The 21,171-nt window shown below is 63.7% G+C and carries 20 protein-coding genes; 6 read left to right on the forward strand and 14 right to left on the reverse strand.

Annotation, left to right across the window (positions count from 1 at the left end):
• Positions 1 to 74 precede the first annotated feature (74 nt).
• The 5 genes from ACM6UT_RS16855 (at position 75) to ACM6UT_RS16875 (ending at position 4,307) form a co-directional block, all read left to right on the forward strand.
• Entirely contained in the window at positions 75 to 470 is a 396-nt protein-coding gene (locus tag ACM6UT_RS16855) for a hypothetical protein (protein WP_416798503.1), read from the forward strand.
• Between the two features lie 103 nt (positions 471 to 573).
• Complete coding sequence (locus ACM6UT_RS16860; RefSeq protein ID WP_416798504.1) at positions 574 to 1,257, forward strand: helix-turn-helix domain-containing protein; 684 nt, start codon at positions 574 to 576, stop codon at positions 1,255 to 1,257.
• Between the two features lie 103 nt (positions 1,258 to 1,360).
• Positions 1,361 to 2,467 (forward strand): ABC transporter substrate-binding protein, encoded by a 1,107-nt coding sequence (locus tag ACM6UT_RS16865; protein ID WP_416798505.1) that lies wholly within the window; start codon positions 1,361 to 1,363, stop codon positions 2,465 to 2,467.
• Positions 2,464 to 3,525 carry a FecCD family ABC transporter permease gene (locus ACM6UT_RS16870; RefSeq protein WP_416798506.1) on the forward strand — a complete coding sequence of 354 codons (1,062 nt, stop codon included), beginning with the start codon at positions 2,464 to 2,466 and terminating at the stop codon, positions 3,523 to 3,525. Before ACM6UT_RS16865 ends, ACM6UT_RS16870 begins: the two co-directional genes overlap by 4 nt.
• Positions 3,525 to 4,307 (forward strand): ABC transporter ATP-binding protein, encoded by a 783-nt coding sequence (locus ACM6UT_RS16875; protein WP_416798507.1) that lies wholly within the window; start codon positions 3,525 to 3,527, stop codon positions 4,305 to 4,307. Before ACM6UT_RS16870 ends, ACM6UT_RS16875 begins: the two co-directional genes overlap by 1 nt.
• A 28-nt stretch (positions 4,308 to 4,335) precedes the next feature.
• Here ACM6UT_RS16875 and lpdA read toward each other — a convergent pair whose 3' ends face one another.
• From lpdA to ACM6UT_RS16910, 7 genes are all read right to left on the reverse strand, one after another.
• The gene (lpdA, locus tag ACM6UT_RS16880; RefSeq protein ID WP_416798508.1) at positions 4,336 to 5,733 is read right to left on the reverse strand and encodes a dihydrolipoyl dehydrogenase; all 1,398 of its coding nucleotides are present in this window, start codon (positions 5,731 to 5,733) and stop codon (positions 4,336 to 4,338) included.
• Between the two features lie 5 nt (positions 5,734 to 5,738).
• Complete coding sequence (locus ACM6UT_RS16885) at positions 5,739 to 7,019, reverse strand: dihydrolipoamide acetyltransferase family protein (protein ID WP_416798509.1); 1,281 nt, start codon at positions 7,017 to 7,019, stop codon at positions 5,739 to 5,741.
• A 3-nt stretch (positions 7,020 to 7,022) separates the two neighbouring features.
• On the reverse strand, positions 7,023 to 8,036 hold the full coding sequence (locus ACM6UT_RS16890; RefSeq protein WP_416798510.1) for an alpha-ketoacid dehydrogenase subunit beta: 1,014 nt from the start codon (positions 8,034 to 8,036) through the stop codon (positions 7,023 to 7,025).
• A 1-nt stretch (position 8,037) separates the two neighbouring features.
• The gene (locus ACM6UT_RS16895; RefSeq protein ID WP_416798511.1) at positions 8,038 to 9,270 is read right to left on the reverse strand and encodes a 3-methyl-2-oxobutanoate dehydrogenase (2-methylpropanoyl-transferring) subunit alpha; all 1,233 of its coding nucleotides are present in this window, start codon (positions 9,268 to 9,270) and stop codon (positions 8,038 to 8,040) included.
• 61 nt (positions 9,271 to 9,331) lie between these two features.
• Complete coding sequence (locus ACM6UT_RS16900) at positions 9,332 to 10,459, reverse strand: acyl-CoA dehydrogenase family protein (RefSeq protein WP_416798512.1); 1,128 nt, start codon at positions 10,457 to 10,459, stop codon at positions 9,332 to 9,334.
• Positions 10,460 to 10,479: 20 nt separating this feature from the next.
• Positions 10,480 to 11,664: an acetyl-CoA C-acyltransferase gene (locus tag ACM6UT_RS16905; protein WP_416798513.1), complete on the reverse strand. Its 1,185-nt coding sequence runs from the start codon at positions 11,662 to 11,664 to the stop codon at positions 10,480 to 10,482.
• A gap of 28 nt (positions 11,665 to 11,692) precedes the next feature.
• Positions 11,693 to 12,460, reverse strand: a complete 768-nt coding sequence (locus ACM6UT_RS16910) for a 3-hydroxyacyl-CoA dehydrogenase (RefSeq protein ID WP_416798514.1) — start codon at positions 12,458 to 12,460, stop codon at positions 11,693 to 11,695.
• A gap of 197 nt (positions 12,461 to 12,657) precedes the next feature.
• Here ACM6UT_RS16910 and ACM6UT_RS16915 point away from each other — a divergent pair, with 197 nt between their 5' ends.
• Positions 12,658 to 13,722 (forward strand): AraC family transcriptional regulator, encoded by a 1,065-nt coding sequence (locus ACM6UT_RS16915; protein WP_416798515.1) that lies wholly within the window; start codon positions 12,658 to 12,660, stop codon positions 13,720 to 13,722.
• On the opposite strand, the gene ACM6UT_RS16920 is transcribed toward ACM6UT_RS16915, so the two are convergent.
• The 7 genes from ACM6UT_RS16920 to ACM6UT_RS16950 all read right to left on the reverse strand — a co-directional run bounded on the left by ACM6UT_RS16920 (position 13,663) and on the right by ACM6UT_RS16950 (position 20,969).
• Positions 13,663 to 15,048 carry an FGGY-family carbohydrate kinase gene (locus ACM6UT_RS16920; RefSeq protein ID WP_416798516.1) on the reverse strand — a complete coding sequence of 462 codons (1,386 nt, stop codon included), beginning with the start codon at positions 15,046 to 15,048 and terminating at the stop codon, positions 13,663 to 13,665. The genes ACM6UT_RS16915 and ACM6UT_RS16920 overlap by 60 nt on opposite strands.
• The gene (gene rhaM, locus ACM6UT_RS16925) at positions 15,045 to 15,368 is read right to left on the reverse strand and encodes an L-rhamnose mutarotase (RefSeq protein ID WP_416798517.1); all 324 of its coding nucleotides are present in this window, start codon (positions 15,366 to 15,368) and stop codon (positions 15,045 to 15,047) included. Before rhaM ends, ACM6UT_RS16920 begins: the two co-directional genes overlap by 4 nt.
• A complete protein-coding gene (locus tag ACM6UT_RS16930; RefSeq protein WP_416798518.1) occupies positions 15,365 to 16,384 on the reverse strand; it encodes an ABC transporter permease in 1,020 nt (339 codons plus the stop codon). The genes rhaM and ACM6UT_RS16930 overlap by 4 nt, the downstream gene beginning before the upstream one ends.
• On the reverse strand, positions 16,381 to 17,379 hold the full coding sequence (locus ACM6UT_RS16935; RefSeq protein ID WP_416798519.1) for an ABC transporter permease: 999 nt from the start codon (positions 17,377 to 17,379) through the stop codon (positions 16,381 to 16,383). The genes ACM6UT_RS16930 and ACM6UT_RS16935 overlap by 4 nt, the downstream gene beginning before the upstream one ends.
• Positions 17,380 to 17,390: 11 nt before the next feature.
• Entirely contained in the window at positions 17,391 to 18,923 is a 1,533-nt protein-coding gene (locus tag ACM6UT_RS16940; RefSeq protein ID WP_416798520.1) for a sugar ABC transporter ATP-binding protein, read from the reverse strand.
• A 180-nt stretch (positions 18,924 to 19,103) separates the two neighbouring features.
• On the reverse strand, positions 19,104 to 20,099 hold the full coding sequence (gene rhaS, locus ACM6UT_RS16945; RefSeq protein WP_416798521.1) for a rhamnose ABC transporter substrate-binding protein: 996 nt from the start codon (positions 20,097 to 20,099) through the stop codon (positions 19,104 to 19,106).
• 57 nt (positions 20,100 to 20,156) lie between these two features.
• Positions 20,157 to 20,969, reverse strand: coding sequence for a DeoR/GlpR family DNA-binding transcription regulator (locus ACM6UT_RS16950; RefSeq protein WP_416798522.1), 813 nt, complete (start codon positions 20,967 to 20,969; stop codon positions 20,157 to 20,159).
• Between the last annotated feature and the right edge of the window lie 202 nt (positions 20,970 to 21,171).

Genomic DNA, 21,171 nt, shown 5'->3' on the forward strand with positions numbered 1-21,171 from the left:
CCGCCGCAGGCAGCACCGTTGCCTTCGGGGCCGTCTATGAGGTATCCCTGACCGGAACCGAGGATTCACGGGCGATGGCGAACCGGCACAAGATGACACGCGGGCTACTGCACGTTCTGTGCACGCTCGCGCTGTTGTTCGTCGGATTTGCGCACAAGCCCCCCGCGGTCCTCGGCAGCCCTTCGCCGCAGGAACTGGCCGCCTATGCCTTGCCGGACGGCTCACTTCCCGATCTTTGCCTGCCATCCACGGACGGCGACGGTAATGACCATGACACAGTCATCGGCAGCGGCTGCGAGGCTTGTATCATCAGTGCCTCGATCATCCTGCCCCTGCCGACCGATGTCGCAGGCCAGCCGTCGCGGCAGGTCGGAGACGCAGTTCTTCCCGTCCGGTACGAGGCGTTCTATCGCCAGATCTATCCGCCAAACGCAGCTCCAAGAGCACCCCCTGCCGGTCTCGTTGTCTGAACGCCGCGGCGCTTGCGCCCGGATTTCATCAACATGGCCGGCGATCCCCAAGACTCCGCATGGGCGGAAAGAACGGTGACCGGCCAAGACCGGAATCACCACCATGCTCAACATTTCCATTCCCAAGGACGCGGCCCACGTGGCACCGCCCGAACTTGTCATGCCGTTCTCGCGGCAGGCTCGCTCCACCCAAAGCCGGGTCATTTCGCCCGGCACGACGATCTATTTTGAAGGTTTTCGCCGTTCGCCCGCATACCGCCTCGTCGACGGTTGCGTGGCGATATCGCAGGCACTGCGCGACGGTCGCCGGCAGATCGTCGACATTCTGGGTCCCGGCCGTCTCTTCGGCCTCTCCCTCGGCGACAGCAATCCCTGCTCGGCAGAAAGCCTGACCTACAGCCACATCGAACAGCTGGACGAGCATCTGGAACCGGCCGAGGCCCAGCAGGAGATACACCTCATGCTGCGGCGGGCGCAGGCGCACGCCACTCTCCTCGGTCGAAAGACGGCCATGGAAAAGGTCTCCTCCGCGGTGCTCGATCTTTCCTGCCAGTTCGCGCGAGCGTCGAGATCGCCGAAACGCCGTCGCGTGACCTTCACGCTCTATCTCACCCGGGCCGATCTCGCCGACTGGCTGGGGCTGACGGTCGAGACGGTCAGCCGCTGCCTCAACCAGCTCAAACGCGGGGGGCTGATCGATTTCGATCATCCGGAAATCGTCACGATCCTGGATCGGGACGCGCTGATGGAGGCCGCCGACGCCGGCAGCACGTGCCGCTCGATGTGAACATAGCCGAAAGCAAGAACGCCATCCGGCACGCGGGAAGCGCCGTTGGGGAACGGGATCAAACCGGTGCCTGTCACTACTTCGAACACAGGGGACTATTCTGATGAAGACATTGCTCAAATGCGCAATCGCCGGGCTGGCGATGATCCTTGCCGGGCCTGCGCTGGCCGAGATCAAGGTGACGGACGTCAAGGGCCGCGAGGTGACGCTCGCCGCACCGGCGAAACGCGTCGTTCTCAATTTCTACTACGAGGACTATCTCGCCGTCGTCGGGCCGGGTGCGATGGACAAGGTCGTGGCGCTTTCGCTTTCCACCTGGAAAGACTGGCGCCCGAAACAATTCGAGAAGTATCTCGAGGCCATTCCTGCGATCGCCGACATCCCGGACGTGGGTGATGCCGAGAACGGAACCTTTTCGGCGGAGAAGGTCATCGCCGCCAAGCCCGACCTCGTGATTCTTGGAGCTTGGACCTATGATGCCATGGGCGACACCGTGCGGCAGATCGAGCAGGCTGGTATTCCGGTGGTGACACTGGACTACAACGCCCAGACACTCGAAAAGCACATCCAGTCGACGCTCATTCTCGGCAAGGTCATGGGTTCGGAGGACAGGGCCGAAAAGCTCGTCGCCAACTACAAGGAAGCGATGGACGACATCGCAGCGCGGATCAAGGCTGCCGGCCCGTCGAACAAGAGAGTCTATGTGGAGCTCGCGCAGAAAGGAGCATCCGAAGTCGGCAACAGTTACGGCAAGGGCATGTGGGGCACACTGGTCGACTCCCTCGGCGGCCTCAACATCGCCAAGGGACAGGTCGAGAACTGGGGACCGCTCAGCCCGGAATACGTGCTGACCCAGAAACCCGACATCATCTTTCTTGCCGGTTCGGAATGGCTGAACAAGCCGCAGGCCGTCTTGGTCGGCTTCGGTGCAGATCCGGTCGTCACACGCGAAAGGATGAAGGCTTATCTCGGCCGGCCAGGCTGGTCGGAATTGCCGGCGGTCGTCTCCGGCAACGTCCATGCCATCTATCACGGCGGCACGCGGACGCTCTCCGACTACGTCTACGTCCAGTACATGGCAAAGCAGCTTTATCCGGACGCATTCAAGGACGTCCATCCGGCAAAGAACCTCGCGCGGTATTACGAGACCTGGCTGCCCATCAAGGCCGACGGCGTCTTCGTTCTGCCCTATCCGGCGCCGGGTCAATGACAGCCGACGCTTCGACGATCGAGCGGTTGCGCGGCGATTATCGCCGTGCAACCCTTCTACGGGCGCTGGCGCTGACTATCGCGTCCGTCAGCCTCCTCGCTTTCATGGTCATCGACCTTGCGACCGGACCATCGGGGATGCCGGTTTCGACCGTCTGGTCGACGCTGCTGGCCGGACCGCACGGTAGCGACACGATGGCGACCACGATTCTCTGGCAGCTGCGGATGCCGCAGACACTGATGGGCGCACTCGTCGGCGCGAGCCTCGGCATTTGCGGACTGCAGATGCAGACCATCCTCTCCAATCCGCTTGCGAGTCCGTTCACACTGGGCTTTTCGGCCGCGGCGGGTTTCGGGGCGGCGCTCGCGATCATGTTCGGCGGGCTCCTGCCGCTTCCGGATTTCCTCGTGGTTCCGGTCTCCGCCTTCCTGATGACGCTCGTCGCCTGTGCACTCGTCTATTCGATCGCATCGCTGCGCGGCGCGACACCGGAGATCCTGGTGCTCGCCGGCATTGCCGTACTCTTCTTCTTTCAGTCGATGCAGTCGCTGTTGCAGTTCCTGGCTTCCCCCGAAGTCCTGCAGCAGATCGTCTTCTGGCTCTTCGGCAGTCTGCTCAAGGCCACCTGGCTCAGCGTCGCGGTCCTTTCGATCGTGCTCGCACTCGTGATGCCCCTCGTGCTGCGCGATTCATGGAAGCTGACCGTCCTGCGGCTCGGCGACGCCAATGCCGCAAGCATGGGGTTGTCCGTGGAACGTCTCCGGACGAAGACGTTCCTGCTCGTCGCCCTGATGACAGCAGCCGCAGTTTCCTTCGTCGGCACCATCGGCTTCATCGGCCTGATCGCCCCGCATGCGGCGCGGGCGGCCGTCGGCGAGGATCATCGCTTCGCCCTGCCGATGGCCGCACTGGCCGGCGCGACGATGCTGGTTGCGGCCTCGGTCTTCGGCAAACTCATTTCACCGGGTGCGGTCATCCCGGTCGGCATCATTACGGCGGTTGCCGGCGTGCCCGTGCTGTTCGCCGTCATCGCTCGACGTGGTCGTGGAGGCGTCTGATGCTGGAAGGTCTCGTGCTGGACAAGGTGGCCGTCGAGCGTGGACGAACGACGATCGTCAACCGCTTCTCGGCCGCTCTCGTTCCTTCGCAACTCGTCGCCCTCATCGGACCGAACGGCGCGGGCAAGTCCACCCTCCTCGGAGCGATCGCCGGCGACATCCCTCACAAGGGATCGATCCTCTGGAACGGACAACCCGTCGACCGCGCCGCCGTCGGCTTCATGCCGCAATATTGCGCTGTCCGGGCGGAACTGTCCGTGCTGCAGGTCTTGCTGCTCGGCCGCCACGAAAAGCTCGGCTGGCACGTGCGCGAGGATGATCTCTCGGCTGCGGCCGAAATCCTCTGCTCCCTCGGCCTCGACCATCTGGCCGAGCGCCCTATGACGACGCTTTCCGGTGGGCAGCAGCAGATGGTGCTCCTCGCTCAAAGGCTCATGCGCGAGCCGGGCCTGCTCATCCTCGACGAGGCGACCAGCGCACTCGATCTGCGCCACCAGATCGGCGTGCTGGAGCTCCTCAAGGACTACGCGAAGCGAACCGGCGCGCTCGTTCTGATCGCCATCCACGATCTCAATCTCGCCTCACGACATGCCGACAGCTTGATGCTGCTGCACAACGGTGCGCTCGTGTCCCACGGAACCTCCTCGGAGGTCCTGACACTGCCGGCCATCCGGTCCATCTACCAGATCGAGGCGGAGGTGCTGCGTTGCGGTTCCGGCCTGCCGGTCGTCGTTCCGCTCGGTGCCGCCGCCTTCGGCTCTATGTCCGACGCCGCACAGTAGCGTGGTCACCCGCGCCCCTGATGGAAGATCAGATGTGCAAGGCGTGGCCGAGCGTCTTCAGCGCCGCTTCCTGGAGGCCTTCCCCACGAGTTGGGTGCGCGTGTACTGTCGCGGCGATATCCTCGACCCTGGCGCCCATCTCGATGGCGAGCGCGAAAGCGCTCGCCAGTTCGGATACGCCGGCGCCGACCGCCTGCAGCCCGAGCACGACATTGTTGTCGGCGCGCGCCACGACCCGCACGAAGCCATCTTCGGCGAGCACGGTCATCGCCCGGCCATTAGCGCTGAACGGGAACTGTCCCACGCGCACCTCAACACCGTTGCGACGCGCCTCATCCGGCGAGAGACCCGCGCTGAGGATTTCCGGATCGGTAAAGCACACGGCCGGAATGCAGCGCTTGTCCCACCCGCGTTTCAGCCCCGAGGCGATCTCGGCGACCATCTCGCCCTGCGCCATGGCGCGGTGGGCGAGCATCGGTTCGCCCGTAATGTCGCCGATGGCGAAGACACCGCGCATCGATGTCCTGCACTGGTCGTCGATACGCAGGAAGGGACCCGAGCGGTCGAGATCGAGCCCGTCAAGCCCGGCCATGTTCGTGTTCGGACGGCGCCCGACGGTGACGAGTATCTTGTCCGCAGCAAGCTTCTGTTCCTTGCCGTCGCTGGTCTCGACCAGGAGTGCATCACCTCCGCTAGCCAGACCCTTCGCCTTCGCCCCCGTCATTACGCGAACGCCCAGCTGCTGCAGGCGCTTCTGGACCGGTCGAACGAGTTCTCCGTCGTATTGCGGAAGCACCTGAGCCGCCGCTTCGACGATCGTCACCTCGCTGCCGAGCTTCGCGAAGGCCGTTCCGAGTTCGAGCCCGATATAGCCGCCACCCACCACCACCAGCTTCTTCGGCAGTGACGTGAGCGAGAGCGCCTCGGTCGAGGAGATGACCGGTCCACCGAACGGCAGGAAGGGCAGCTCGACCGGCTTGGAACCGGTCGCGATGACGACCATCTCGGCACGGATCACCTGCATTCCGGTTTCCGTCTGCACCTCCACGGTCTTGCCGTCCCGGAAGGCGGCGCGCCCCTGGACGATCTTCACCCGTGCCTTGCGCAGGAGACCGGAAACACCGCTGTTCAAACGGCCGACGATGCCGTCCTTCCAGGCGATGGTCGCGGCGAGATCGACGCTCGGCCCCTGCAGCGAGATGCCGAGCGGGCTTCGGCCATCTGCCATATGGCGGATCTTCTCATACTCTTCGGCCGCGTGGATCAATGCCTTGGAGGGAATGCAGCCGACATTGAGACAGGTGCCTCCCGGCTTGCCCGCCTCGACGATCACCGTGTCGACTCCGAGCTGTCCCGCCCGGATCGCACAGACGTAGCCGCCGGGACCGGCACCGATAACCAGGAGCTTGCAGGAGATTTCCTTCATGGCAGTCAGTCCTCGATAAAGATGAGGGCGGGCGTTTCGAGCAGGGTCTTGATCCGTTGCACGAAGGTTGCGGCGTCCCAGCCGTCGATGATGCGATGGTCGAAGCTGGACGAGAGATTCATCATCTTGCGCGGAACGAACTGGGTGCCGTCCCATACCGGCCGCACCACCATCTTGTTGACGCCGATGATCGCGACTTCCGGGTGATTGATGATCGGCGTCGTGGCGATCCCGCCGAGAGCTCCGAGGGAAGTGATCGTAATCGTCGAGCCGGTCAGCTCCTCTCTGAGCGCGGTGCCCGAGCGAGCCGCGTCAGCAAGACGTGTGAGTTCGGCGGCACAATCCCAGATGTTGCGGGCTTCCGTGTGGCGAACCACCGGAACCGTGAGCCCCGTCGGCGTTTGCGTGGCGATCCCGATATGCACAGCGTCGAAGCGCGAGATGATCCCGGTATTGTCGTCAAAGGTTGCGTTGACCTCCGGCTGGCGGGCGATTGCCTTCACCATGGCGCGCATCAGGAACGGCAGGATCGTAAGCTTCGGATGATCCGGCTTCCGGTCCCTGTTCATCGTCGTGCGCAATTCCTCGAGGTCGGTCATGTCAACCTCCTCGACGTAAGCGATGTGCGGGATCCGCGAGGCCGAAAGCGTCATCCGTTCGGCGATCCGTCGACGCATGCCGGTAAGCTTGATCTCCTCGACCCGGGTGTTGCGGGCTAGACCGTGCGGCACTGCCGGTTGCGGCGCGCCGGAGGCAAGGAAAAGCTCGACATCCTCATGCGTAATCCGGCCCGCCGGGCCTGTACCCACGACCTGACGCAGGTCTACGCCGCTCTCACGCGCTCGCAACCGAACAGCAGGAGAGGCGAGCGGCTTCTGCCCTTCAGGCAGTGGAGATGGACGCGACACGGGAGCGCCAACGGAGGCGCTCGGCGCCGCTTTAGGCTCGTCCGCCGGCGACGCTGCAGCGACTGGTGCGGCCGCTGCGGCGGTGGCAACTGGAGTATCTCCCTCGTCCTCCCCGGAGGAGGACCCGTCGTCATAGCCGGGCACCTCGATCCTCAGCAGCGGCGCTTTGACGGCAACCGTATCGCCGATCTCGGCGCCGACCCAGGTCACCACGCCGGCGACCGGCGACGGGATCTCGACGGTCGCCTTGTCGGTCATTACGGCGGCGAGCACCATGTCCTCGCGCACCGGGTCACCGGGTTTCACATGCCATTCGACCAGCTCTGCCTCGGCGACGCCTTCACCGACATCCGGCATCTTGATGGTGAATTCACCCATAGGTCAGCCCTCCATCACTTCGACGAGCGCGCGCCCAACGCGGGCGGGTCCGGGGAAATAATCCCATTCCTGCGCGTGCGGATAGGGCGTATCCCAGCCGGCGACACGCACGACCGGTGCTTCGAGGTGGTAGAAACAATGCTCCTGAACCAGAGCCGCAACTTCCGCACCGAAGCCCGAGGTCAGCGTCGCTTCGTGAACCATGACGCAACGACCTGTTTTGTTCACCGATTGCACAATCGTATCGAGGTCGAGCGGGAGGAGACTGCGCAGATCGATGACCTCGGCATCGACACCCGTCTCTTCCGCCGCGGCAAGGGCGACGTGAACCATCGTCCCGTAAGCGAGAACAGTGGCCGCGGACCCCGGTCTGCGCACCTCCGCCTTGCCGATCGGGATCGCATAATGGCCCTCCGGCACTTCTCCGAGCTCGTGTTTGGACCAGGGCGTGACCGGTCGCTCGTGGTGGCCGTCGAAGGGACCGTTATAGAGCCGCTTCGGCTCCAGAAAGATCACCGGATCCGGATCTTCGATGGCCGCAATCAGCAGGCCCTTGGCGTCGAAGGGATTGGAAGGTACGACTACCTTCAAGCCGCAAACGTGGGTGAAGAGGGCCTCGGGGCTCTGGCTATGCGTCTGGCCGCCGAAGATACCGCCACCCGTCGGCATCCGCACGACGATCGGGCAGGTGAAGTCGCCGTTCGAGCGATAGCGGACGCGGGCCGCTTCCTGCGTAAGCTGGTCGTAGGCCGGATACATGTAATCGGCGAACTGGATTTCGACACAGGGCTTCAGTCCATAGGCCGCCATGCCGATAGCGGTGCCGAGGATGCCAGATTCGCTGATCGGGGTATCGAAGCAGCGGGTCTTGCCGTATTTCGCCTGCAGTCCCTGGGTACAGCGGAAGACACCGCCGAAATAGCCGACGTCCTCGCCGAAGACGACGACATTGTCGTCGCGCCCCATCGAGACGTCCATCGCGCTGCGAACGGCTTCGATCATGGTCATTCTGGGCATGTCAGTAACCCGCCTTCTGCCGTTGACGGCGGATATGCGTCGGCATTTCCGCGTACACCCCTTCGAAGATGTCGCGCACAGATGGCTTGCCGCCGGCGTGGAGCGTGCCGTGGCTTTCCGCCTCCTTCTGCGCCTGGATCACCTCGTCCATGATTTCGGATTCGGCTTGCGCATGTCGCTCGACCGACCAGCAACCACGGGCGATCAGATGCTTCTTCAGGCGCAGGACCGGATCACCGAGCGGCCAGACTTCCGATTCGGTCTTGGGCCGATAGGCGCTCGGATCGTCGGAAGTCGAATGGGCGCCGACACGATAGGTGACGTATTCGATCAGCGTCGGGCCGAGGTTGCGGCGGGCACGCTCGGCCGCCCAGCGAGCAACCGCGTGGACCGCGAGGTAGTCATTGCCGTCGACGCGTAACGACGGAATGCCGAAACCGAGCCCACGGGCCGCGAAGGTACCGGCGCCGCCACGGGCAATGCCCTGGAAGGTCGAGATCGCCCACTGGTTGTTGACGATGTTCAGGATGACGGGCGCCTTGTAGGTGGAAGCGAAGACCAGTGCCGAGTGGAAATCTGACTCCGCCGTCGAGCCGTCACCGATCCAGGCCGCCGCGATGCGGGTGTCGTTCTTGATGGCCGACGCCATGGCCCAGCCGACCGCCTGCACGAACTGCGTGGCGAGATTGCCCGACACCGTGAAGAAGCCGTGCTCCTTCGAGGAATACATGATCGGCAGCTGGCGGCCGCGCAGCGGATCTTTCTCGTTCGAGAATATCTGGTTCATCATGTCGACCATCGGGTAGCCGTCGGCAATCAACAGCCCCGCCTGGCGATAGGTCGGGAAATTCATGTCGCCCTTCGCCAGCGCCTTGCGGAAGGCGCAGCTCACCGCCTCTTCGCCCAGATGCTGCATGTAGAACGAGGTCTTGCCCTGGCGCTGCGCCATCAGCATGCGGGCATCGAAGGCCCTGAGGCGCATCATGTCCTTGAGACCGGCGAGCAGTTCCTCGTCGGATAACAGACCCGCCCAGGGACCAACGGCCTCTCCTTCCCGGTTCAGCACCCGGATGATGGAAAAGGCGAGGTCGCGGATCGTCTCCGGTGCGACATCGACTTCCGGCCGCGGAACAGAGCCCGCCTTCGGGATCTTGACGTTCGAGAAATCGGGCTGGTCGCCGGGCCGGACCTCCGGCTCGGGCACGTGCAGGCTCAGACGAACCGTCTCGTTCATGCCTTTCTCCTCCTTATCGGCTCGACACCTTCCGTCCTCCCGGAAGGCAGAGCCGGAAACACTATAGACTGCGCGCGATCACGATGCGCTGCACATCGCTCGTTCCCTCATAGATCTGGCAGATCCTGACATCGCGGTAGATGCGTTCGACCGGATAGTCGGACATGTAACCGTAACCGCCATGAATCTGGATCGCGTCGGAACAGACCTTTTCCGCCATTTCCGAGGCGAAGAGCTTCGCCATCGACGCTTCCGTGAGACACGGCTCACCCCGCTCCTTGAGAAGCGCTGCATGCAGGGTGAGCTGGCGGGCCGCGGCGATCTTCGTCGCCATGTCGGCGAGTCTGAAGGCAACGGCCTGATGATCGATTATCGGCTGCCCGAAAGCATTCCTTTCGCGCGCATAGTCCCGCGCCGCCTCAAAGGCCGCACGCGCCATGCCGACAGACTGGGCAGCGATGCCGATGCGTCCACCTTCGAGATTGGCGAGCGCGATCCGGTATCCTTCTCCCTCTTCGCCGAGCCGGAACTCCGCCGGCACCCGCATGTCGTTGAAGGCGATCTGGCAGGTATCGGAGGAATGGAGGCCGAGCTTGCTCTCGACGCGGACCACCTCGTATCCCCGCGTGTCGGTCGGGACGATGAAAGCGGAGATGCCTTTTTTGCCGAGTTGCGGATCGGTCACCGCGAAGACGATGATGACCTGTCCGTTCTTGCCTGAAGTGATGAACTGCTTTGCGCCGTTCAGCACATAGTGATCTCCGTCACGGCGGGCACGCGTGCGCAGATTCGAAGCGTCCGAGCCTGCCTGGGGCTCGGTGAGCGCAAAACCGCCGATCCATTCGCCGGAGGCGAGTTTCGGCAGGAAGCGTTCCTTCTGTGCCTCGGTGCCGAACTTGAGAATGGGTACGCAACCCACCGAACTGTGTACGCTCATGATCGTGGAACACGGTCCGTCGCCGGCTGCGATCTCCTCGAGTGCGGCGGCATAGGCGACGACGCCGGTGTCCGACCCACCATAGGCCTCCGGCACCAGCATGCCGAGGAAACCGAGCTCGCCCATCTCCTTCAGCTCCTGCTTCGGGAAGACATGCTCGACATCGCGCTGGGCCGCGCCCGGCGCCAGCCTTTCGCGGGCGAAATCGCGCGCCATGTCGCGGATCTGTTGCTGTTCCTCGGTCAGTATCATTCCGGCTCCTCCCGGTCTCTTCAGTGCCGCTGCACGGCGATCGCGGTCGCTTCGCCACCGCCGATGCAGACAGCGGCCATGCCGCGCCTCAGGTCGTAGCGCTCCAGCGCGGCGAGCAGGGTCACGATGATGCGTGCTCCCGACGCACCGATCGGATGCCCGAGCGCACAGGCTCCGCCATGGACGTTCACCTTCTCATGGGGCAGGTGGAGTTCATGCATCGCCGCCATGGGAACCACCGCGAAAGCCTCGTTGATCTCGAAGAGATCGACATCCTTGATGTCCCAGCCAGTGCGCACGCCAAGCTTCCGCAACGCGTCGACGGGGGCAGTCGGAAAGAGATGCGGCGCCTGTGAATGGGTAGCATGGCCGATGATGGTCGCAAGCGGCATCCGCCCTTCCCGTTCGGCCTGCGACCGGCGCATGAGAACGAGCGCCGCGGCGCCGTCCGAAATCGAGCTGGAATTCGCGGCCGTCACCGTCCCCCCTTCGCGGAAAGCAGGGCGCAGGGTCGGGATCTTGTCGAGCCGGGCCTTGCCTGGCTGTTCGTCGATGCTCACGGCAATTTCGGCCTTGCCATCGTGGACGGTTACAGGCGTGATCTCCGCCTCGAAGTCTCCGCCGGCAATCGCCTTTTGCGCCCGCGTCAGCGATGCGACGGCGTAGGCGTCCTGCGCGTCGCGGGTAAAGCCGTAGGCCTCCGCGCAATCCTCCGCAAACGTGCCCATCAGCCGGCCCTTGTCATAAGCATCTTCGAGGCCATCCATGAACATGTGATCGATGACGCGGCCATGGCCCAGCCGATAGCCGCCGCGGGCGCGATCAAGCAGATATGGCGCATTGGTCATGCTCTCCATGCCTCCGGCGACCGCCACGCTGGCGCTTCCGGCGAGCAACAGGTCGTGTGCCAGCATCGTGGCCTTCATGCCCGAGCCGCACATCTTGTTGACGGTCGTGGCACCCGTCGAGACGGGAAGCCCTGCGCCAATCGACGCCTGACGGGCCGGCGCCTGCCCCAAGCCGGCCGAGAGCACGCAGCCGAACACCACTTCATCGATTTCTTCAGCACCGACGCCGGACCGGGCAAGCACCGCGCGAATGGCGGCCGCGCCGAGATCCGGAGCCGTCGCGCGCGAAAGCGCACCCTGGAAGCCGCCCATGGCCGTGCGCGCGGCGCCGACGATAACAACCGGATCTTGAGGCATTCCCTGCATCTCCTGCATCACTGCTCCTTCAACGCGCACCCATGCGCAAAGCTCCGTCGAGACGGATCACCGTTCCGTTGAGCATCCTGTTCTCACAGATGTGGCGGACAAGACCGGCATATTCCTCCGGACGGCCGAGACGAGAGGGGAACGGCACGCTCTTGCCGAGCGAATCCTGAACCTCTTGCGGCATACCCGCCATCATCGGCGTCTCGAAGATGCCGGGCGCAATCGAAACGACGCGGATGCCGTAGCGCGCAAGCTCGCGCGCGATCGGCAGTGTCATTCCGACGATGCCGCCCTTCGATGCCGAATAGGCGGCCTGGCCGATCTGCCCGTCGAAGGCGGCGACCGAGGCGGTGTTGACAATCACGCCCCGCTCACCGTCTTCGTCCGGCTCCTCCCTGGAGATCGCAGCGGCGGCGAGCCGGATCATGTTGAACGTACCGATAAGATTGATGCTGATTGCCCGCGTGAAAACGTCGAGTCGGTGCGGACCGTCACGACCGATCACTTTCTCGCCCGGGGCGATACCGGCACAGTTCACCAGACCATGGAGGTGTCCGAACGTATCCGTTGCGGCTCCGACGGCAGCCGCCGCGTCATCCTCCGACGTGACGTCGGTCTTCACGAAACGAACGCTGTTCCCGCACTCTGCGGCGACCTTCTCACCGAACTCGGCATTGACGTCAGCGATGATTGCCCGCGCTCCGGCGGCCGCGAGTGAGCGCACCACGGCAAGGCCGAGGCCCGAAGCTCCTCCGGTCACGACGAAGACTTTGCCTTCTATCAGCACGAAAACACTCCCGTTTCCGCGGGATGCAAGCCCGCAACCGCTCGACACGCCATGCCGTTCTCCTCTGCAGCATTTCGCTCGCGGACCAGCTCCTCGACCGACCCGTATTGCCGAACTCTAGGCGGACAGTATATTGCAAGCGATGACCAAAGCGGCAGGATTTTTTTGGACAGTTTTGCCATATCGGGAGAAGCGGAATGGCCGAGCCGGACAGACGGATGATATCGCCTTCCTTCATCGAGGAAGCGCTCGATTGCCTGCGGCGATACAGCAAGCCGACGGCGCCGGTCCTGGCGTCGGTGGGACTGCCGCCCGTAGTCGACGCTCCGGTCTCGGCCGAGATCTACGGCGCACTCTGGCTCGCCGTTGCGGCCGAAGTCGACGACGAGTTCTTCGGCATGGGTGCCCGGCCGATGCGCAATGGCAGTTTCACGCTTCTCTGCCATTGCGTGCTGCACGCGGCGACGCTGGAGCACGCCCTGCGGCGGGCGCTGCGCTTCCTGAACGTGATCCTGGAGGATCCCTCCGGCCGGCTCGAGATCAATGAGGGCCTCGCGGAAATCGTGCTCGAGGACAAGACGGGGCCGCGCTCGGCCTTTGCCTATCGTACCTACTGGATCCTCTTGCACGGCATCGCCTGCTGGCTGGTCGGCCGGCGCATTCCGATCCGCAAGGTAGATTTCCGTTGTGCCGAACCTGAACAGGGTGCCGATTACCGGCTGTTCTTCGGCGCACCGGTGCACTTCGGACAGCCGGTGAGCCGCCTGTCTTTCGACCGGCAACTGCTCCGGCTGCCGATCGCCCGCACCGAGCAGGCACTGAAGCAGTTCCTCAGGGGCGCGCCCGCCAACATCCTCGTGCGCTACCGCTACGACGCAGGTCTCGCAGCCGGTATCCGGCGCAGGCTGCGTCAGACCCCGCCGGCGAACTGGGGCGGCTTCGAGGACATTGCGGCACAGATGCGCATGTCGCCGTCGACCCTGCGCCACCGGTTGCAGGCCGAAGGCCGAAGCTTCGCCGGCATAAAGGACGAAATTAGGCGCGAGCGGGCCATGGAACTGCTGCTGAAGAGCCGAAGCAGCGTCGGCGAGATTGCCGTGCAGCTCGGCTTTTCCGAGCCGAGCGCCTTTCATCGCGCCTTCCGAAAGTGGACCTCCAGGAGCCCGGGTGTGTTTCGCCGTGAAGCCGCGGCAGCCCGGATCTTAGAGGTCGGACGCCAGCGCCGCTCGCCAACGACCGACATGGGAGGTGACATCGAATAGCGGGGAAATGACAGCCGGGTGTCCTGCCTGCGGCCGCACCCCGGCGAGCATCGCCGCGCCGAGCGCGGTGCCGCTCACGCCGCCTTCGGCGTCGATCATTACGTCACGACCGGTGATCGATGCCAGCGCGGCGAGGAAGACGCGATTCCGGCTCATTGGCCCCTCAACGACAATCGGGCCGGCAGCCTTTACGAGGTCGAGACATGTGACTGTCATCATCGCCACATAGAGCGAGACGGCGGCAATGCGCTCGGCATCCGAAGAAGGCTCGCCGATCCACCGTCCCTCGCAACCCTGGAAAGGTCCCGACCCATCTACGGCATTGGGTAGAACCATCACGGCCTTGGCAATCACCGCACGGGCGGCCAACTCCACTGCTTGCGGCGATGGTTCAGCAGCGCCTTGCGTCAGCATCTGGAATTCACGACCGCCCATGAAACGGGCCGATGGCACAGGGCGCGCGAAAGCATCGACATTCGAAAGCGTGTCACGCACCGGATCGAGACCCAAGGGATCGCTCCCGACTGCGAAACAGACGACCCAAGTGCCCGTCGATACGACCGAGAAAGGCGGCTGCCGCCCGACGAGATGCGGCAGCAAAGATGCGTTGGAATCGTGAATGCCGCAATAGACCGGTACGGCCGTATCGAGGCCGATCGCTGCGCGCACCTCCGGCTGCACCGGACCCAACACATCGAAGGCCGACCGGACGGGAGCCATCAGTGGACCGATCCCGAGCTTGTCTATGAGCGTCGAATATCTGCCCTGCCCCGGACTCCAGAGGTCGGTGTGACAACCGAGCGAGGTCACCTCGTTCGCAGCGACACCCGTCAGGCGAAAGGCCCAGTATTGCGGATAGGTGAGGATTGTCGCCACCCGGCCGAAAAGGTCCGGATAAAGGGACTTCTGGAAATGCAGCTGGGCGCCCAGATTGAGCCCGCCGGAGAGCCTGGGCGAGCAGGTCTGGGCAAAATCCGGGCGAAGCCGGTCATAGGCCTCACGGACGGCTCCAGGATATTCGAACTCGTAATCGAGCACCGGCAGCGCAAGGCGTCCTTGCGCGTCCAGCAGTGCGGCACTCGCCCCATGGGTGGTGATGGAGATCGCATCGAAGCCCGGAGCGCGGGCGAACTCGGCGAGCGCCGACAGGATGAACTTCCACAGCGCCTCGACGTCATAGTGGGGATAGGGCGCGGCGGCGATCACCCGGTTGGGTGTCCTGCGCACCGCAATCTCCGCACCGGTCGCACCGTCGAGCACCACCACCTTGGCATTGGTCTTGCCGATGTCGATGACGGCGACGCGGGCGTGTTGCGGGGCAGTCATGGCAGGTGGAACACCGGAACGAGATCGGTGGCAACCGGCGAGTTGTCCGGATTGCTTTCCATGATGTCGGCCATGTGCGCCCACCAGCGCTTCATCACCGGATGCTGCGGCAGGCTTGCCATGCCATGGTTCTTCGGTCGGCTGAGAACGCCGAAGAGCGTGTTGGTCTCGCGGTCGAGATGGATGGTGTAATCGCTCACGCCCGCGTCGTGCAGCAGGTCGACCAGTTCCGGCCAGATCTCGTCATGGCGCTTCCGGTATTCGGCCTCCATGCCCGGGAAGAGTTTCATCTTGAAGGCATGCCGTTCCAGTTCGCTCATCTTGCGGCCCTCGCCTGCTTGATGCGGCGGCCGATGATCGGCAGCGCGATGGTGACGATCAGAAGCAGGCCGATGAAGATCGACATGACGATGCCGGGCACGTTCAGAAGGCCGAGGCCGAAGGTCACGAGCCCCATGACGAAGGCGGCGATCACCACGCCGGCGGTCGTGCCGGCGCCGCCGAGGATCGATACGCCACCGAGCACCACCATGGTCACCACCTCGAGTTCCCAGCCTTGCGCGATCGACGGGCGGGTCGAGCCAAGACGCGAGGTCAGGCAGACGGCGGCGATCCCGCTCATCAGCCCCGTCAGCAGGAAGAGGATGAACTTCACCCGCTCGACCGGAATGCCGGAGAAACGCGCGGCGAGCGGATTGTTGCCGATCACATAGACATGCCGGCCGAAATTGGTCGCATGCAGCAGCACGGCGAACAGGGCGGCCATGACCAGGAACAGCACGAATTCGAAGGAGAACACCCAGAAGACATAGCCTTGGCCGAAGAAGGCGAAATCCGCCGGATACTTGCCATAAGCCTGGTCGCCGAGCACGATGTAGGAAATGCCGCGGAAAAGGCTCATCGTGCCGATGGTGACGACGATCGACGGAAGCTTCAGGCCGGCGATCATCAGACCATTGAAGGCGCCGCAGGCAAGGCCGGTACCGATGCCGATCGCCACCAGCCCCGGCGCGCCGACGCCCATCTGCGCCGCGTAACCCATGGCGGTGGAGGCGAGCGCGATGATCGCGGCGACCGAGAGGTCGATCTCGCCGGCAATGATCAACAGCGCCATGGCAAAGGCGATCATTGCCTTTTCGGTGAAGTTGAATGTGGCGTCCGACAGGTTCCATGCATCGAGGAAGTAGGGCGAGGCCAGCGAATTGGCGATGAAGATCGCCACCGCCACGCCGAACAGCAGCACTTCCCAGCTTCCGAGAAGCCGCTTCAGCGGCGTGCCCAGACGATCCGGGATCTGGCGACGGAGCGATGCAGTTTGAGACGTCGCGGTGCTCATGCGGCCACCTCCTGGCTGTCCTTGGCTGCGCGGTCGCGCAGAATGATACGGCCCTTCTTGGCCTCGGCACGGGCGTTGAAGACGACGGCGAGCACGATGACCACGCCGGAGATCGCCATCTGGGCAAAGGGCGAGATGCCGATGACCGGCAGCGCGTTCTTGATCACGCCGAGGAACAGCGCGCCGAGAACCGTGCCGATCACCGAGCCGATGCCACCGGCGATCGACACGCCGCCGATGACATTGGCCGCGACGCTGTCGAGTTCGAAGCCGGCGGCGATGTCGACATAGGCGACCGCGTAGCGCGACACCCAAAGATAACCCGCGAGCCCCGCCAGCGCGCCCGACAACACGAAGGCGAGGAAACGGGCTCGGCCGACATCGATACCCGCATAGACGGCGGCGGTCGGATTGCCGCCTGCCGCATAGGTCGAGCGGCCGAACGGCGTGCGGCTCAGCACGAACCAGATGATGAAGACGATTGCGATCGCCACCCATGACAGGATCGGCAGGCCGAGGACGGCGATGCGCGGCAGGTCCAGGAAGTCGGGCGTCATCTGATGGGCGTTGACCCAGCTGCCGCCCGACAGCACGAAGGCCATGCCGCGATAGATGGTGAGCGTGCCGAGCGTCACGACGATCGGCGGGATCTGCAGGAGCCAGACGAGGAAGCCGTTAATGGCGCCGAGGGCCGCACCGATGCCGATCGCGAGAACGATCAGCAGCGCCAGCGGCAGCCCCGGATAGGCGGCATCGAGCATCGCGACGGCCATGCCGGTGAAGGCGAGATTGGCGGCGACCGAGAGGTCGATCGACTTGGTGAGGATCACCGTCATCTGCCCGAGCGCCAGGATGATCAGGATCGACGTGTCGTTGAAGATCGTCGCCAGGTTGCCGGGCGTGGCGAAGTTCGACGCGCGCGTCGAGAAGCCGGCGATCATCACGACGATGATCAGCGCCAGCAGGATTTCGCGGTTCTTGAGAAGCCGTTGCATGTGTTCAGTCCTTAACCATTGCCGGTCGCCGCGCGGACCAGCGTCTCGGCGGAGAGCCCCTCGCGCGGATAGATGCCGGCCATCAGACCCTCGCGCATAACCATGACCCGGTCGGACATGCCGAGAATTTCCGGCAGTTCCGACGAGATCATGATGATCGAGAGCCCCTCGCCCGCGAGCTCCGAGATGAAGCCGTGCACGGCGGCCTTTGAGCCGATGTCGATGCCCTTGGTCGGCTCGTCGAGAATGATGACCTTCGGCCTGGTGGCGAGCCACTTGCCGATGACGACCTTTTGTTGGTTGCCGCCCGAAAGCGTGCCGACCGGCACGGAAAGGGCCGCCGCGCGCAGGTCAAGCCGTTCGGCATACTTGCGGGCGAGCCCGAATTCGTTGACGGCATTGAGGAAGCCGCGCGCCGAGGTGCGCGCGAGCGACGGCAGCGACATGTTCTGGTAGATCGGCATTTCGAGCGCGAGACCGTGCCGTCCGCGTTCTTCCGGAACATAGACGATGCCGGCGGCAATCGCATCGGCGGGCGTGCGGATCTCAATCTCCCGGCCCTCGAGCGAAAGGCGGCCGGAAGCGGGCGCCGTGATCCCGAACAGCGACTGGCAGAGCTCGGAGCGTCCGGCGCCGATCAGGCCGTAGACGCCGAGGATTTCGCCCTGCTTGAGGTCGAAGGAGATGTCGCGGAACTCGGTGTCGTGGCAATAACCGTCGACCGAAAGAACCGTCTTGCCGATGTTGACGGCAACCTTGGGGAACACGTCGTGCACGTCGCGGCCGACCATCAGGCGGACGATCTCGTCCTGCGGCGTGGTTTTCAGAGCGCCGGAACCGACCATCTTGCCGTCGCGGAAGACGGCGTAGTTCTCGGCGATTTCATAAAGCTCGTCGAACTTGTGGCTGATGAACAGGATCGCCTTGCCCTGGCGCTTGAGGCCCTCGACGATGCGGAACAGGTCGTCGATCTCCTTGCGCGACAGCGCCGCGGTCGGCTCGTCCATGATGACGATGCGCGCCTCGACCGAAAGCGCGCGGGCAATGGCGACCAGATGGCGCTGCGCGATCGACAGATCCTTGAGACGAATGGTCGGGTCGATATTGCTTTCGAGCTCCGCCAGAAGCTGGCGGGAACGCTGGTTGATGCTCTTCCAGTCGATCAGCCCGAAACGCGTGCGCGGTGCGTGGCCGAGAAAGATGTTCTCGCCGACGGTCAGTTCGTCGAACAGCACGGTTTCCTGGTGGATCGCGGTCACGCCCGCGTCAATCGCGCCTTGCGCATTGGCAAAGGTGATCGGCTGGCCGTCGATCAGGATCTCGCCCTCATTGGGACGGTAGATTCCGGTCAGGATCTTGACGAGCGTCGACTTGCCGGCGCCGTTCTCCCCGATCAGCGCCGTCACCTTGCCGGGATAGAGCGCGATGTTCACCCCATCGAGCGCCTTCACCCCCGGAAAGATTTGCGAAATGCCGCGCATTTCGAGAATCGGCGTGACGGCGGCGAGCGACGCATCGAGCTTTGGGGTTTGAACACTCATCATCAGGCTTTACCAAAATGGCTGTGAAGAAGGGCAAGGAATGACTCCCTCTTCTCCCCCACGGGGAGAAGGTGGCCCGAAGGGCCGGATGAGGGGGCGGCTGGCGCTGGGCCGAGCGGCCCCCTCATCGCCTCGCTATGCTCGGCACTTCTCCCCGTGGGGGAGAAGCGGCCGCTCGTCTGATCAGAAGATCTTCGAGAACTCGTCGATGTTCGACGAATTGTAGACGAAGGGATCGGCCATGGCGGCTTCGCCGTTGCCGCCGACCTTGATCTTGCCCATGCGGCCGGCCTCGATTTCCGCGCCCGGAGCACCGTCGGTGTCGCCCTTCACCAGGTGATAGGCGATCTGGGTTGCCGAGTAGCCGAGGTCGATCGGGTTCCAGATGGCGAATTCCTTGGTCGCACCCGACTTGATGGCGCCGGCCATTTCCGACGGCAGACCGAGGCCCGTCACATAGACCTGGCCGATCTTGCCGGCATCCTTGACGGCCTGCGAGGCGGCGAGAACGCCGACGGTCGTCGGAGCGACGATGACCTTGACGTTCGGCGAGGACGACAGGAGGCCGTTGGCTTCGCGGTAGCTCTTGTCGGCCAGGTCGTCACCATAGACGGTCGTGGCGAGGTTGAGGCCCGGGAAATCCTTGAGCTGCTTCTTCATTTCCTCGATCCAGATGTTCTGGTTGGTCGAGGTGGTGGTTGCCGACAGGATGGCGAAGTCGCCCTTGCCGCCTTCAAGATGGTTGGCGGCGAGTTGCAGGCACATCTTGCCGATCAGCTCGTTGGACGACGGGTTGAGGTGCATGATGCGGCCTTCGGCGGCAACGCCCGAATCCCACGAGATGACCTTGATGCCGCGCTGGGCAGCCTTCTTCAGCGCCGGAACGACGGCGTCCGGATCGTTCGCCGAGATCGCGATGGCATCGACGCCCTGGGCGATCAGCGAATTGATGACTTCGATCTGGCCTTCGGCCGTGGTCGTCGTCGGGCCGGTATAGATGATCTCGACGCCGCCGAGTTCCTTGGCGGCTTCCTCGGCGCCCTTGTTGGCGGCTTCGAAGAAGCCGTTGCCGAGCGACTTGACGACGAGCGCGATCTTCATGTCGGCCGCGTTGGCACCGGATGCCATGGCCATGGCGGCAAGGGCCACACCGGCGAGCAGTGTCTTGGACAGTTTCATTTCGTCTTCCTCCCAGGTTGATAGACTGTCTTGAACTCCCCACGCGGCCGGATCACATCATGCGACCGACGTGGTATCCTCCTTCTCGGACGAAGCCATCGGCTTGACCGTTATGAGTTTCACGCCGGCATCGGTGACCATGGCGGCCGCCTCATCCGGAATCTTGTCGTCGGTGATGATCGCCGAGACATTGTCGAGCGAACACAGGATCAGGCTCGAGCGCTTCGAGAACTTGCTGGAATCGACCATGATGATCAGTTCCTCGGCCTGACGCACCAGCTTCTGCTCGCTCTGGATGACCAGCGCGTCGGACTCCATCACGCCATGCGCATTGATGCCCTGCGCGCCGATGAAGATGCGCCGCGCATAGAAATTGCGGATCGCATCATTGTCGAAGGGCGACAGGATCAGGCTCTGGTCGCGATAGATCGCCCCGCCCGGCACCGAGACCGTGCACTTCGAATGCTTGACCAGATGCTCGGCGATGGCGAACGAATTGGTCATGACCTGCAGGCGGCGCGCCGACATGAAATGCACCATCTGGAAGGTCGTCGTGCCCCCGTTGATGATGATCGAATCGCCTTCATCGCACAGATCGACGGCAGCGCGCGCAATTGCGCGTTTCTTGTCGATATTGACCGATTCCGAAACGCGGAACGGTCGTGCGGCGAGATTTCCGAGCTGCGGCGGATGCACTGCCTCGGCGCCACCACGGACCCGGCGGAGCTTTCCCTGCACATGAAGCGCGGCGATGTCGCGGCGGATCGTGGCTTCGGAAGCCTCGGTCAGCTCGGCGATATCCTGCACGGTGATGACCGGCTTTTCCTGGATCGCGCTTAGTATGATGCGATGACGTTCGCGTTCGTGCATGGGCTCCTCCTGAGCATGATTTATTCGGATTGCATTTACGTTGTCAATCACAAACGATCAAAAAAGATAATGTTGCGTCGCACAATGAATGTTTGTGATCGAAATTGATTGACAAGCGCCGGACGGATGCGCGATACCGTGCACCAGAAGGAGCTGGGTCGCCTGTCGGGTTACCCACGAATCGATACGCACAGGGAGGAAG

Source organism: Ciceribacter azotifigens, assembly GCF_048159625.1.
In the GTDB taxonomy this organism is placed as follows: domain Bacteria; phylum Pseudomonadota; class Alphaproteobacteria; order Rhizobiales; family Rhizobiaceae; genus Allorhizobium; species Allorhizobium azotifigens.